Annotated in this window: 10 protein-coding genes; 5 read left to right on the top strand and 5 right to left on the bottom strand. The window is 54.5% G+C overall.

Going from position 1 to position 13,876, the window contains the following annotated elements:
- Positions 1 to 269 precede the first annotated feature (269 nt).
- The gene (locus CLV58_RS10500; RefSeq protein ID WP_106137745.1) at positions 270 to 2,468 is read left to right on the top strand and encodes a M28 family peptidase; all 2,199 of its coding nucleotides are present in this window, start codon (positions 270 to 272) and stop codon (positions 2,466 to 2,468) included.
- An 89-nt stretch (positions 2,469 to 2,557) separates the two neighbouring features.
- On the opposite strand, the gene CLV58_RS10495 is transcribed toward CLV58_RS10500, so the two are convergent.
- From CLV58_RS10495 to CLV58_RS10475, 5 genes are all read right to left on the bottom strand, one after another.
- Positions 2,558 to 3,058 (bottom strand): Rad52/Rad22 family DNA repair protein, encoded by a 501-nt coding sequence (locus CLV58_RS10495; protein WP_106137744.1) that lies wholly within the window; start codon positions 3,056 to 3,058, stop codon positions 2,558 to 2,560.
- Between the two features lie 103 nt (positions 3,059 to 3,161).
- Positions 3,162 to 4,505 carry a GntP family permease gene (locus tag CLV58_RS10490; RefSeq protein WP_211300842.1) on the bottom strand — a complete coding sequence of 448 codons (1,344 nt, stop codon included), beginning with the start codon at positions 4,503 to 4,505 and terminating at the stop codon, positions 3,162 to 3,164.
- A 453-nt stretch (positions 4,506 to 4,958) separates the two neighbouring features.
- Positions 4,959 to 7,619, bottom strand: a complete 2,661-nt coding sequence (gene mutS / locus CLV58_RS10485; RefSeq protein ID WP_106137742.1) for a DNA mismatch repair protein MutS — start codon at positions 7,617 to 7,619, stop codon at positions 4,959 to 4,961.
- Positions 7,620 to 7,841: 222 nt separating this feature from the next.
- Positions 7,842 to 9,302: a carotenoid oxygenase family protein gene (locus CLV58_RS10480; protein ID WP_106137741.1), complete on the bottom strand. Its 1,461-nt coding sequence runs from the start codon at positions 9,300 to 9,302 to the stop codon at positions 7,842 to 7,844.
- Between the two features lie 147 nt (positions 9,303 to 9,449).
- The gene (locus CLV58_RS10475; RefSeq protein WP_170108677.1) at positions 9,450 to 10,253 is read right to left on the bottom strand and encodes a bacteriorhodopsin; all 804 of its coding nucleotides are present in this window, start codon (positions 10,251 to 10,253) and stop codon (positions 9,450 to 9,452) included.
- A 237-nt stretch (positions 10,254 to 10,490) separates the two neighbouring features.
- On the opposite strand from CLV58_RS10475, the gene CLV58_RS10470 reads away from it, so the two are divergent.
- The 4 genes from CLV58_RS10470 (at position 10,491) to CLV58_RS10455 (ending at position 13,678) form a co-directional block, all read left to right on the top strand.
- A complete protein-coding gene (locus tag CLV58_RS10470; protein ID WP_106137739.1) occupies positions 10,491 to 11,405 on the top strand; it encodes a cation diffusion facilitator family transporter in 915 nt (304 codons plus the stop codon).
- 38 nt (positions 11,406 to 11,443) lie between these two features.
- Positions 11,444 to 11,974, top strand: a complete 531-nt coding sequence (locus CLV58_RS10465; RefSeq protein WP_106137738.1) for an RNA methyltransferase — start codon at positions 11,444 to 11,446, stop codon at positions 11,972 to 11,974.
- Between the two features lie 72 nt (positions 11,975 to 12,046).
- Positions 12,047 to 12,511 carry a hypothetical protein gene (locus CLV58_RS10460; protein ID WP_106137798.1) on the top strand — a complete coding sequence of 155 codons (465 nt, stop codon included), beginning with the start codon at positions 12,047 to 12,049 and terminating at the stop codon, positions 12,509 to 12,511.
- A 228-nt stretch (positions 12,512 to 12,739) separates the two neighbouring features.
- Positions 12,740 to 13,678: a sensor histidine kinase gene (locus tag CLV58_RS10455; protein WP_106137737.1), complete on the top strand. Its 939-nt coding sequence runs from the start codon at positions 12,740 to 12,742 to the stop codon at positions 13,676 to 13,678.
- Positions 13,679 to 13,876 lie beyond the last annotated feature (198 nt).

Below are 13,876 nucleotides of genomic sequence, written 5' to 3'. Positions count from 1 at the left end.
AGCTTTCAGTAGCCGGGCAGTAGTCACAGCGGGTCAGTGGGATAGCGAAACGCACGTAGCGGGGACTGAGTAGTAACCCCTAGCAAGCAGTCGTGTGGACGTAGGGCCGACGAAATAGCAATAGTCCAATTTCGTCGGAATAATGTCTAAGCAAATAGAAAACCTGCGTAGACTTTTATTTATTAAACGTACCACTACCAAATATTATTCCGGTTTTTACATAAATTGGGCAAGGTCGTAATTTTTTAATCTATGTTAACCAAATATATATGAAGCAACCGTACATGATCAGTAAATGCGCAATAGCCATTAGTGCGCTGATTGTCAATCTATCCTCATCGTTCGCGCAGCAGTCTTTGTCCGGCTTCGTACCGGCCCGACAGGCCGATCAGTACAAAATCGAGGCCGATTTTAAAGCAAAACAATCGTCGACTGCGTTTAAAAATCACCTGGAAAAGCTGAGTAGCGTACCGCACATTACGGGCTCGAAAGAGAATGAACAGGTCCGCGACTACATCGCCGAAACCATGCGCAAGGCGGGCTGGCAGGTCGACATCTATCCGCACGATGTGCTGCTGCCAAAGGGTCCCGGTGAGATTGCCGTCGAACTGGTCGAGCCCATCCGGCAACCCCTCAACATCAAGGAGTTCATCTTCACGCAGGACAAATACGCCAGTGACCCGCGCCTGACGCCCGGCTATAATGCCTGGTCGGGGTCGGGCGACGTAACGCGCGAAGTCGTCTACGCCAACTACGGACGTAAGGAGGATTTCGAGCAGTTGAAGGCGATGGGCATATCGGTCAAGGACAAGATCGTACTGGCGCGCTACGGTGGTAACTTCCGGGGTTACAAAGCGCAGTTTGCGCAGGCAGCCGGTGCTGCGGGCGTCATCATCTTCACCGATCCGTCGGATTCCGGCTACATGCGCGGGCTGACTTTTCCCGAGGGACCGTATTACTCGGAAAGTATCATTCAGCGCGGTTCGTTGCTAACCACGCCCTACACCGGCGATCCGCTCACGCCCGGCGAAGCAGCACTGCCCCTGGACGCGAAAAACACCCCCAAACGACTCGATCAGCAAGCCGTCGGGCTGCACACGATTCCGGTGACCCCATTGCCGTATGGGTCGGCCACCGAGATACTGAAACGCATGGCGGGTGCCCGTCCCGTACCCAACGGCTGGCAGGGTGGTCTTCCCTTCACCTACCGGCTTGAAGGTGGGCCGACCCTAAAAGTGCGACTGATGGTCAAGCAGGAAAAAGCGATTCAGCGCATCTATCAGGTTGTCGGCACGCTGACCGGTACCGAATTTCCGGACGAATGGATCATTGCCGGGTGCCACTACGACGCCTGGTCATACGGCGCGACTGACCCCAACTCCGGCACCGCCATGCTACTGAGTATGACCGAGTCGCTGGGCAAAATGGCCAAGGCCGGGCAGAAACCCCGCCGGACGATCAAAGTCTGCCATTGGGATGCCGAAGAGCCGGGCGTGATCGGCTCAGCCGAATGGAGCGAGCAGTTCCGCGACGAGCTGACGCAGAAGGCAGTGGCGTATATGAATTACGACGCGGCCGTGTCGGGTCGGACGTTCGGTGCGAGTGCATCACCGAGTATGAAAAAGCTGATTATCGAAGCGACGCAGGCCGTACAATACCCCGATTCCAACAAAACGGTGTATCAGCACTGGATGGGCAACCGGGCCGCTGGTAACCCGACGCGTGTAACGGGTTCGTCGGCCCCGGCGGTGGGCGATGGTGAACCGACGATCGGTAACCTCGGCGGTGGTTCCGACCATATTGCGCCATACATGCACATCGGCATTCCGTCGTTGAGCGCCGGAATGGAAGGCCCCACGCTGTACCACTCGCAGTACGACGATCTGTTTTTCTACGACAAGTTCGCCGATCCAACCTACAAGATGGGTCCGATGATGGAGCAGGTTGTCGGAACGATGACGCTGCGACTGGCCAACGCTGATCTGGTACCCTACGACGTCAAACGGTACCCGGCCGATCTAGCCGTTCATCTGAAGGCCGCCGAGAAAGCCATTCAGGCCTACGCGCCCACCTACTCGATCAAGCCCCTGCTCGACGCTGTTACCGAGTTAAGCCGTAACGCCGATGCAGCCGAAGCCGCCCGGCAGCAGTATCTCAAGGCAGGCCGCACCGACAAACTGGTGGCGCTGAATCGCGAGCTACGGATGCTGGAACGCTCGTTTATCGACCCTAAGGGCAACGCCTTCGGGGGCTGGTATAAATCGCTCTATGCTTCGTCGGACCCGAACAGTGGGTACGCATCGTGGATGCTGCCCGGTCTGCTCTACGAAGCATCGCTGAAATCAACAGCGAACCTGCCCGCTATCGAAGCACAGTATAAAAAGGCAATCACATCACTGTCGGAGAAACTTCAGACTTTGTCGCAGGGCATGGGCAGCGTACCGGCCGCGCTGGGTAGTGGGAAATAGCCGATTGGTTTATCTACTAAAAAAGCGTCCCGGAGCCGGGACGCTTTTTGTCTTTTTAAGACAGCTGGCTGTTTACAGCTTACGTTGTTTCACGCGACTCGCGCAGGCTTGGCGTGTTCGGGTTTGAGCACGACGACATCGCGGACGGCACCGCCGGCGTTAATCTTCGCGACCATGGCGTCGAGCAGCGGGACCGCCCAGCTGGGAATGTATTTATCCGTCGTTTCGACGAACACTTTCGGAAAATCATACAGCGCCCGGCCCAGTCCGAACTGCACGGCGCAGCGTTTCATCGCATCCGAAATACCCCCTTTGACCGGCTCAATACCCGTGCGGCTGGCACCATCGGTTTTACTTACGGCACTACCATCGGGGAGCATGACGGTGATGGTACACAGAAAGCCCCCGTCGATCTCCTTGATCTCATTGTTCCAGCCCGACCAGCCAAACTGCTCGTCGAAACGCTGCATCACACACCGGTTGGTGATGTACGGCACGACGATGATTTTCTGGCCATCTTTGGTCTGGCTTTGTACCCGCCATTCGATCTCGTGGGCCGTCAGCGGAGCGTTCAATACGTTCAATTCCATTTGTTGTTTATGTGTTGTATGTACAGGCTGGCTGCGGGTGTGAACCTGGTTAATTACCCTTGAATATCGCCATTTTTAGCCATTTCTGCAACGTTTTTGCCACTTATTTAAGGGCTAAAAACAGCGCCCAGATCAGTAGTTGTACAACGATTCCCATAGCGATGGTAGCCAGGCTGTAGACGCGAAACATGGTGGCTGTCGGCAGGTCAGAAAAGCGGCTGATTACCCAGAAATACGCGTCGTTGGCGTGGCTGACAACCATACTCCCGGCCCCCATACTCAACACCGCCAGCGTGACGCCCATCGGCGATTGCAGGCCCAGACTGGCAAGCAGTGGCGTTACCAGCGAAGCCGCCGTGATAACCGCCACCGTCGAGGAACCTTGCGCCGTTTTTAATAAAGCAGCGATCAGAAACGGAAAGAAAATACCAAGCGGTAGACCGTTCAGGGCATCGCCGAGACTTTTGCCGATACCAGTCACCTGCAACATTTCGCCGAACATACCGCCCCCGGCGATAATCGCGATAATCATCCCGGCCTTGTCGACACCCTCGGTCAGCCAGTTTGTCAGTTCGCTGCGGTGTCGGGACTGAATGAGCAGCAACGACGCAATGATCCCCACCCCCAGGGCAACGACGGGTTCGCCGACGAAAATAAGTAGTCGCCACCCCAGCTGTTCAGTGGCTTGTTGCGCTGAGATTGTAAGCAGCGCCAGCGATTTACCAGCAATCAACATGATTGGCAAAACGACCGGTAGAAACGACAGACCCGCCGAGGGTAGCTGCTCATCGACTACCGGTTCTGCCGCAGCATCGGGCTGGTCGTACGAAACGATCTTTCCTCGCCAGATACTCCAGCCGTAGCCAACGGCCGTTGCCGGAATAGCGAGTCCCAGCCCGACCAGCATGACCATACCGACATCTCCCCCCATGGTACCGAGTGCTGCTGTAATCCCCGGATGGGGCGGCACCAGACAGTGTACGGCATACAGCGACGTTGCCAGCGCAGCGGCCATAACCGGCATGGGCATCCGCGTTTTGCGCACCAGCGACTGATTCAGCCCACTCAGAATAATGAACCCACTGTCGCAGAAGATTGGAAAGCCGATGACAAACCCCGTCAGGGCGATGGCTAGCGGGGCGTTGCGTTCATCGACCAGCCGCAGTATGCGGTTGGCCATGCTCAGCGTAGCGCCGGTCCGCTCCAAGATAACGCCCAGCGTAGTACCAAGGATAATCAGCAGCCCGATTTTCTCCATCGTGTGACCAAAGCCAGTTTTCAGCGTACCAGCGATACTGTCCAGCGGTTGGCCACTCAGTAAACCAACACCCAGTGCGGCTAGTAGCAACGCGAAAAAGGCATTAACTCGCTTGTACGCGGTTAGCCAGATGATGAAGCCAATACTGGCGGTCAGCAGCAGAAGAGAATACGTAGTAGATGTTGTCACAACCAATAAAGACTGAAAACGACAGGGCATACCTCATCTAGCTACTAGCCCGCAGATACCAGTCTTACGCTGTCACAGAATTACAACCCATTCAACGATCAAACTGGCATCCGACACTCCCGCCAACCCAGCTACGAAGTCCCAACCCCCAACCCGCAGGGTTGTTAAGTTCTTGATTTGATACTACCAGAAGCCAAATTTCCTTCGGCTAACCATACCCCCCGCCCCCCTGAAGGGGGTGAAATTTGCAAGCAAACTACTCCCCCTTTAGGGGGCTGGGGGGTAAACAGGCTAGAACTTAACAGCCCTGCCCCACCCCCAACCCGCTCCCGCTATGGTATTTTCAACGCCAACGGTAGGCATAATTTCGACGGATTTGTTAAACGACAAAAAATAAGTTACCCCTGCTACCGATTCTGTCTGAAGCTAGTAGCAGGGGCAACTTATTTTCTATTAATCGACCAGCTTAAGCAGTTCGTTGAGTTTCAACAAGGCTTCGATGGGTGTCAGCCGGTTGACGTCGATGGCGCGGAGTTTTTCCTTGATCAACTCGGCCTTGGGGTCGCCCGCTTCGAATATTTTCAGTGCCAGTTCCCGCTCCTGCGGCACAGCGTTGTGGATCGATTCCCGATTCTGCTCCGTCCGGTTCGATGATTCGAGCTGCTTCAGAATCTCACTGGCCCGGCTCACGATCTGCGCGGGCATACCCGCCATCTGCGCGACGTGAATGCCGAAGCTGTGTTCCGAACCACCTTCTTTCAGCTTGCGCAGGAAGATTACTTTGTTGCCAACCTCTTTTACGGCGACGTTGAAATTGCGGATACGCTCGTTATCGTTGGCGAGGTCGTTCAGTTCGTGATAGTGCGTAGCGAACAGCGTTTTGGGGCGGCAATCGGTTTTGTTGTGCAGGTATTCCGTGATCGCCCACGCAATCGATACGCCGTCGTAGGTACTTGTTCCGCGCCCGATCTCATCCATCAGCACCAGGCTCCGCTCGCTCAGGTTGTTCAGAATACTGGCGGTCTCGGTCATCTCGACCATAAACGTGCTCTCCCCCCGCGACAGGTTATCACTGGCCCCGACCCGCGTAAAAATCTTGTCGACCAAACCGATTGCCGCCGACGAGGCCGGCACGAAACTACCCGACTGCGCCATCAGTACAATCAAAGCCGTCTGTCGCAACAACGCCGATTTCCCCGCCATGTTCGGCCCCGTGATGATGATGATCTGCTGGGTTTCGTCGTCGAGGTAAATGTCATTCGGAATATACGGCTCACCGGGGGGCAGTTGCTGCTCGATCACCGGGTGACGGCCGTCTTTGATCTTCAGCGCCTTGCTCTCGTTGATTTCCGGCCGAACGTATTTGTCCTTCACCGCGACCCGCGCAAACGACGACAGGACGTCGAGCACCGACAGGACGCGGGCGTTCTGCTGGATAGCCCCGACATATTCCCCAGCCGCCAGCACCAGTTCGCCGAACATGCGCGCTTCAATCTGGAAAATCTGCTCTTCAGCGTTCAGAATCTTCTCTTCGTATTCCTTGAGTTCGGGCGTGACGTAGCGTTCAGCGTTTACCAGCGTCTGCTTCCGAATCCAGTCGTCAGGAACGCGATTTTTGTGCGCGTGCGTTACTTCGAGGTAGTAGCCAAACACTTTGTTGTACGACACCTTGAGCGACGTAATCCCCGTCCGTTCAATTTCGCGCTCCTGCAACTGCACGAGGTAGTCTTTACCGGTGTAGGCAATGGCCGTCAGTTCATCGAGTTCCGCATTGATACCGGGCTTTATCATCCCCCCCTGATTCGACAGCGTCGGCGGATCTTCGCGTAGCTCTGCTTCGATGCGATCGAGCAGAAACGCGACGGGGTTGAGCTGATCGGCGTACTTTTTCAGGGACCCCGGGTTGCGATCCGGTGCGTCGGGCTGACTCAACGCCGTGATCAGCATTTCCTTGATCGGCAGTACGTGCTGCAACGACCGCTTGAGCTGCACCAGTTCGCGCGGATTGATACGACGGACCGCTACTTTCGAGACCAGCCGTTCCAGATCACCAATCTGCCGGAGGTGGTTCATCATGGTGTCGGCCAGATCAAGGTCCTGTACCAGCAGATCGACCATGTTCAACCGCTCATCGATCAGGGCTTTTTCTTTAAGCGGCAGGTTGAGCCACTTCCGCAGCAGCCGCGCACCCATCGGCGTCACGGTCTGATCGAGAATCTGAATCAGCGGGACGCCCCCCTCCTGCTGCGCGACGGTCAGTTCGAGGTTACGAATCGTAAAGCGATCGAGCCAGACGTAGCGGTCTTCCTCCAGCCGCGTAATACGCGTAATGTGCTGCAGGTCTTTGTGCTCGGTCTCGTTGAGGTAGTGCAGAATTACGCCAGCCGCGATGATGCCATCGGGCAACCCTTCGATGCCAAACCCCTTGAGCGAGGTCGTCTGGAAATGCTGCCGCAGAAAGTTATAGCCGAAGTCGTAGGTGAACGCCCAGTCTTCGAGCGTATACGTGTGAAACTTGTCGCCGAAGAGCGCCCCAAACTCCTGCCGGTTGCGCTTGCAGTACAATACCTCCGACGGGTTGAAGCTCTGTAGCAGTTTATCGACGTAAGCGGCATTGCCCTGCGACGCCAGAAATTCACCCGTCGATATATCCAGAAACGACACCCCAAACTCATCCTCGCCCTTGCCGAACTGAATGGCGGCCAGATAGTTGTTGCGCCGGGTGTCGAGTACGTTATCGTTGTAGGAAACGCCGGGCGTCACCAGTTCCGTAACGCCCCGCCGGACGATTCCTTTGGCCAGCGCCGGGTCTTCGAGCTGATCGCAGATGGCGACGCGTTCGCCAGCCCGAACGAGCTTGGGCAGGTGTGTATCGAGGGAGTGATGCGGGAAACCAGCCAGTTCTTCGTTGGACCCGCCGTTGTTGCGTTTGGTGAGCGTAATGCCCAGAATTTTACTGGCCCGCACGGCATCTTCACCGAACGTTTCGTAGAAATCACCAACGCGAAAGAGCAGCAGCGCTCCCGGATATTTAGCCTTGATCTGGTTGTATTGGCGGTTGAGGGGCGTTTCGTTTTTCTTCGCGGATGACTTAGTTGGAGCGGCTGTTTTCACTAAATTTATCGTAGGCTGATCTAGACAAATATAGCAATTTTTCAGGGGAACCCTGCCGTTTCAGCCAACGAACCAGCAGGGCTATCACAGTAAAAAACCATCCGGTTAATGTAGAGACGCAATACTTTGCGTCTCAGCACGCGTCAGCAATCACATGCCGTGTCAGCCAAACTATAATGTAGACGAAGCCATCCGGGTAATGAGACGCGAGGGGTCGCGTCTCTACAGTTGCGGCAACCACATGCCGTGAAAACCGAGGGGAATGTTGTGGGGTAGTCGCAGGCGGGCAGTAGTAGTCAGCGTGGCGGCATCGGCGACAATCAGGTCCGTCGTTCTCGTTCGATCATCGAACAGTAAATACAGCAGCCACGCGTCGTCCTCCGCCGTACTTCCGGGTCGAGGCACAACGATCGGTTCACTCGGCAGGGTGTGATCATCGCCGGTATGTATACCTTGTCCGGTTGTCACGTCGATCTTGACAAGCTGATCGGCCAACGGGCGACTATGGCTCAGCGGCCGACCAATGCCCCAGGCGTACTGGTACGATTTACCGACCCGATCGGGATGAACTTCGGGTAATTCCCCCTCATAATCAGCCAGTGGTTTGTGTGTTACCCGCTTACCAGCCAGGTCGATCACGTAGCGGGTGAAGCGGGCACCCGTACCGTCGTCGGCAACGTCGCCGTTCAGGTACGCTTTCATCAACTCCGATTCCGGGAAATAATCCAGCATCAGTCCATCGACAATAAGCGTCCCGTCGCGCTCCTGATAGCCGTTGACAAAGTGAAAGACAAAGCAGAAGTCGGTCGTCAGCCGGTGAATTGTGCCATCGGGGTCGATAACCAGGACCAGTGTCGGCTTGTCGCGGTCGACCCGAATCGAAGCTGCCGGAGAAGTCAGACCAAGCAGCGCCCGTGGCATATCGAAGGCAACGGGCGTCAGAAACAGGATTCGATGACCGCTTTGCGTGACGACAAAATCGTGTGAGAAGGTCATATCGTCCATCTCAATCACCTGATCGATCATTGCCTTGCCGGCAGGATCGACTTTGTACAGTACCAGCCGTTGCTTCGTACCGGCCACCGTACCGAAATTGTACAGCACACCCGTGTCGGAATGAATCTTGGGGTGCGCCGAAAACGGCAGTTCCGGCATAATCTGACTGTCGAGCCACGAGAACTGGTTTTTCAGTACGCCATCGTAGTCGTAACGGTCGATGGTGTCGAGCGTGGCCGGATCGATGCGGTGGGGCCAGCCACCTTCCCAAAGCGCCATCATATGCCCGCCATGACTGACAACGCTGGTATTGGCTGCGTTTTTAAACTGCATGCGGAAGGCATTTTTCAGTAAGCCCCCCGGCAGGTTCGTCCCGAAACTCCGGTGCAGCATCCGACCCGCTTTCTCCTCTTCCAGGAACTCCCGTGTGCGTACGTATCGGTTGCGGTAGCATACCCGTTGGCCGTCGAATTCGAAACGCGAAATCATACCATCGCCGTCGAACAGATGATCGTACCACACCCCCTGATGCGCAAACCGACCGTTTCCGTTGCGGTACAGCACACCTGTCAAATCGGCCGGCAACGCCCCTTCCAGTAGCGGTAGTACAACATCATCATACTCATCCACCACCGTTTCGTTGGCCTGAACGTAATCGTGCAATACCTTATAATGCTGAATGGCCATAATCGCGCAATGAAGTGTATCGGTTCATACACTGAACCCTGGGTGGCTAAGCAATGTTCGACCCTGCCGTTGGCTGACCGGGCAGCTTACCCGGTTGTTCCATTCACCTATAGCAAGCGACTGGAACAACCGGACAAGCGACGACTTTTAGTCTCGTCCGTAAATGACTGATTTCATCGATTCGCGGGCGGGCTCATAGCCTTCTGCCGCACTCAGTCGGGTCGCCAGTTGACCCAGCATCACCCCGTAAATCACTTTCGAGGTGATGTCGGCGATGGTGTACAGGATCTGCCGGGCAACCATACCGTTCGGCGTCGGCGACAGCCAGGGAATCAGGTACGCGATCGGGTACAATGTCCAGGCAACGACGAGTAACCAGAAAAGCGCTTTGGCCAGTCTGGCGGCCTTTGGCGGCATACTTACATTCGTCTCAGCAATCGAGATACCCACGATGTAGCAGATGTAGATCATGAACACGGTACTGATGGCACCCCAGATCAGTAGCTTGGTAATGTCTGTCGTTTCGTAAAACTGCCCGACGTAGCCGGTATAAATCATCAGGATACCCGCGACGACCAGACCAACCCAGCGCCGGCGGAAAGCAGCACCCGACACGCCCAGCACGATTAGTAACTGCGTGAGCAGCATCGGCACGTCGATCGACCAGTTGACATACCGGAAGCCATTGGAAAAGGTAGTAGCCGATGGATTCCACTTGTTGCCATCCCACGCAAACGCATGCTGCCAGCTTTGCTGCTGATTAAACAGAATCAGAGCCGCCGACACCATAACGACGGATGATATGACCGAGGTCAACCGATAACGGGGTGAACTGTCTTTTATCGTCATGATGAAATAAGCGAGTCCCGACATCATAGCGCCCACCCCCAATACCAGCACGTGATTGATAATGTCGTACTGTACAGACGAGTAGCTGAAAAGATTCTCCATGTTTTCCATAACCGTTTCTTTAATCTTATTTTAATAACACTACGGATACGTAACCTGTGTATCTACATCTTGTTCGCCAACTACTCAGTAAAAATCCTTAGAATTTTCCCCTAGTGCATCGGCGAGTTAGGAACAAGTGAGTTTGAGCCGTTCTTATTGTGATTTGACATAGGCGGTAGGATAGCTGGATAAACAATTCCTTCCCTGGCCGGTTGGCATTAGCGACAACAACCGTTTATGGCTGCCTCTAAACTGCCGATTTATAGTGCGCTGGCTGCGAATCTGGGGATTGCTGCCACCAAGTTCATTGCCGCCAGTGTGACGGGTAGCTCGGCAATGATTTCGGAGGGTATTCACTCGCTGGTCGATACGCTCAACGAGATCCTGCTGCTAATCGGCATCAAGCGCAGTCATAAACCGGCCGATGCCAATCGTCCGTTCGGGTATGGGAAAGAGTTGTATTTCTGGGCGTTTATCGTTTCGATTCTGATCTTTGGCATTGGTGGGGGCGTTTCGTTCTACGAGGGCATTACGCACCTGCAACACCCCAAATCCATCGAAGACCCATATTGGAACTATGTCGTGCTGGGGATAGCGTTCGCGCTCGACGGCACGTCGTTCGTAACAGCCCTGCGCGAATTCAACCGGCAACGCGGTACGACGCCGTTCTGGTCGGCCGTCAAAGGCAGTAAAGACCCGTCGACGTTTGTCGTGCTGTTTGAAGACGCGTCCGACCTGTTGGGATTGATCGTTGCTTTTCTGGGCGTCTTTCTGGGTCACCAGTTAAACAATCCCCTCTTCGACGGCATTGCCTCCATCATTATCGGGCTTATCCTGACGGCGGTATCGCTAATGCTGGCCCGCGAAAGCCGAAGCCTGCTCATGGGCGAAAGCATGAGTCAGGAGACGCTGGAACGGATCGTGACAATGATTGAGGCAGACCCGGCCGTATCGGCGGTACTGGAATCGCCATCGATGTATATGGCACCGGAGGAAGTGTTCCTCATTCTGGTAATCGACTTCAACGACCGGCTCACCATCGATGACATAAACAGAACGATTCCCGCCATTCGACAGACAATTCGTCAGCAATTTCCACTTGTGAAACGCATCATTATCGAGCCGGGCGTAGCCGGACAACCAACGGTATAGATTTTCTTTGCGCCCATTTTCCACCATCACTGCACAATATGCCCCCCCGTAAACTTATTCTGGACGAACTGAACCGACTGTCTGTCGATGCTTTCAAAGCGGCCCCCAAGTTCCCTTACTGCCTGATTCTGGACGATGTCCGCAGTATGAACAATGTCGGTTCTGTTTTTCGTACGGCCGATGCTTTTCGCGCGGAAAAGTTGTACCTCTGTGGCATAACCGGTCAGCCGCCCCACCGCGACATTACGAAAACGGCCCTGGGCGCTACCGAATCCGTCGATTGGGAGCACGTATCGGATATTACACAACTTATCACACAACTGCAACAGGCGGGCTGGCGGGTGATGGCAGTCGAGCAGGCGGAAGGCAGCGTAAGTCTGGCGGATTTTCAGCCGGAGCCGGAGCAGCGCTATGCGTTCGTACTGGGCAATGAGGTAACCGGCGTTCAGGAAGCCGTTGTCGAACAGGCAGATAGTGTACTGGAGGTGCCCCAGTTCGGAACGAAACACTCGCTCAACATTGCCGTCACGGCGGGGATCATTTGTTGGGATTTTGTGCAGAAAACGTAACAAAAACTTAACATTACCCTTTTGATTCTGCCAAATTTTTCGTATTTCTTTGTAAATTTTTTTCTTCCAATTATGGCAACCCCAAAGAACAAGTCCCAACACCAGTCACTGGCCACCGATCTGATCAGTTCGATCGAAGCAAAACTAGGCGAAGCAGGCACAGCTACCAAAAAAATGAAGAAGTCGATTGAAAAATCGGCAGAAAAGCTGGCCAAGAAGCTGACCAAGTTGATGAGCAAGACGGAGAAGAAGACCGACAAGTCGGCCAAAGCCGTTGCCAAGAAAGCGAAGAAAGAGTCGAACAAAGCCGCTAAAAACGCGAAGAAGGCTGCCAAAAACGCTAAACGCGCGATCAGCAAGAAAGTAGAATCGGCCGAAAAATCGGAACAGACACCGGCAACGCCAGCGGCTCAGCGCACCCCGGCTCGTCCGGCTGCTAAGCCAACCTCGTCGTCGCGCACGCGTCCGGCCCAACCCAAAAAACCGGCCGCAGCAGAACCCACTCCGGCGACAGACGACACTACGCAAACAGCCTGATACTGAGTAATAGGTTACGATTGGCCTCCAATTGATCAATAAGTAGGCCAATCGTACGCATTCGTAGGATACTTCCGTTTTTCTGATCCCGCCCCGAGCGGGATTTTTTGTTTACTTTTTTTTCTTTTTATTAATTCCGTACCCATATTTACATAACTTAATTGCTTTGCGCTCTACATTATAGCCGTTGCTGTTTACAGCTTTATCGTACCTTAAAACCCAGGCGATATGCCGCATCGCTCTACATTACAACTTCTATTAATCATTGCGCTTTTTCTGGCAATTCTGACAGTTGGGCTACTATGTGTTAGCTGGCCGGGGCTTGACCATTTTTCGCTGACTAGTCAGCCGGCGCTGCGTTGGCTGGTCATGCTCGTGCTGGCCTTATTTGCGCAGGTGTTGTTCGGATACGCGTTCTGGCAACTAATGACGCAAAAGCAGCAGTCGACCGTAAAGACGGAATCGCTCAATGCCATCGTCCATGAGTTTCAGACGCCGATCACCGCGATCCGGATGGCAATCGATATTCTCGACTCGCCCATCGCCCAGAATCAGCCGGAGCGCGCCCGGAAGTATTTTCGGATCATTCGCGAGGAAAACGAACGCCTGCAAAAGCAGGTCGAGATGATTCTGACGCTGGCCCGTGCCGACAACAACACGTTATCGCTCAATCAGGAGCCGATTTCCCTCAACGACCTGCTGTCTTCCATCGCCGAACGGCATGGCGACTACCTGCAACTTAATCTGGGCTCGAATAACCATCACCTGATGGCCGATCGGATGCACCTGACCAATATCCTGCACAACCTGCTCGACAACGCCATCAAGTACAGCGCCGATGCGCCCGATGTAACGATCCAAACCAAATCTTCAGTCGACGGCTTTGTAATTTCGGTAAAAGACCGGGGGGTCGGCATCGCGCCAACAGTCATCCCCCACATTTTCCAGCCTTTCTACCGCGTTCAGGACCGCAACAGCCCCAGCGTGAAAGGTTTCGGCCTCGGCTTGAGCTACGTGCAGCGCATTGTCCAGGCACACAACTGGGATATCTGGGTAAAAAGCGAAGTCGGTCAGGGGAGTGAGTTCACGATTCAGATTCCGCCCGACGCGCTTGTCAACCCCCATCTGAGCAACGTCTCCCGGCAGTACGCCGGATTGACTAATTGAGTGATGGAGTGATTGAATGATAGAATGGGTCAATGGTCGGGATCAATTACTGACGAGGCATAGACTTCGTAGTTGATATATAGAAATTCGTACAGAAACGGCATTCACGTAACGAGCGAAGGGTTTAGCGCAATTGCCGTTTCGGTAATTGCGCTAAACCCTTCGCTCGTTATAACCAACCTACGGCTCAACGACCAG

The organism is Spirosoma oryzae, assembly GCF_003002825.1.
GTDB lineage: Bacteria > Bacteroidota > Bacteroidia > Cytophagales > Spirosomataceae > Spirosoma > Spirosoma oryzae.
This window is presented reverse-complemented; position numbering and strand designations above follow the sequence as displayed.

Bases quoted from the DNA above. Each gene is read 5' to 3' on its own strand.
- CLV58_RS10500 (WP_106137745.1), top strand. From the start codon at position 270: ATGAAGCAACCGTACATGATCAGTAAATGCGCAATAGCCATTAGTGCG.
- CLV58_RS10495 (WP_106137744.1), bottom strand. From the start codon at position 3,058: ATGGAATTGAACGTATTGAACGCTCCGCTGACGGCCCACGAGATCGAA.
- CLV58_RS10480 (WP_106137741.1), bottom strand. From the start codon at position 9,302: ATGGCCATTCAGCATTATAAGGTATTGCACGATTACGTTCAGGCCAAC.
- CLV58_RS10475 (WP_170108677.1), bottom strand. From the start codon at position 10,253: ATGGAGAATCTTTTCAGCTACTCGTCTGTACAGTACGACATTATCAAT.
- CLV58_RS10470 (WP_106137739.1), top strand. From the start codon at position 10,491: ATGGCTGCCTCTAAACTGCCGATTTATAGTGCGCTGGCTGCGAATCTG.
- CLV58_RS10465 (WP_106137738.1), top strand. From the start codon at position 11,444: ATGCCCCCCCGTAAACTTATTCTGGACGAACTGAACCGACTGTCTGTC.
- CLV58_RS10460 (WP_106137798.1), top strand. From the start codon at position 12,047: ATGGCAACCCCAAAGAACAAGTCCCAACACCAGTCACTGGCCACCGAT.
- CLV58_RS10455 (WP_106137737.1), top strand. From the start codon at position 12,740: ATGCCGCATCGCTCTACATTACAACTTCTATTAATCATTGCGCTTTTT.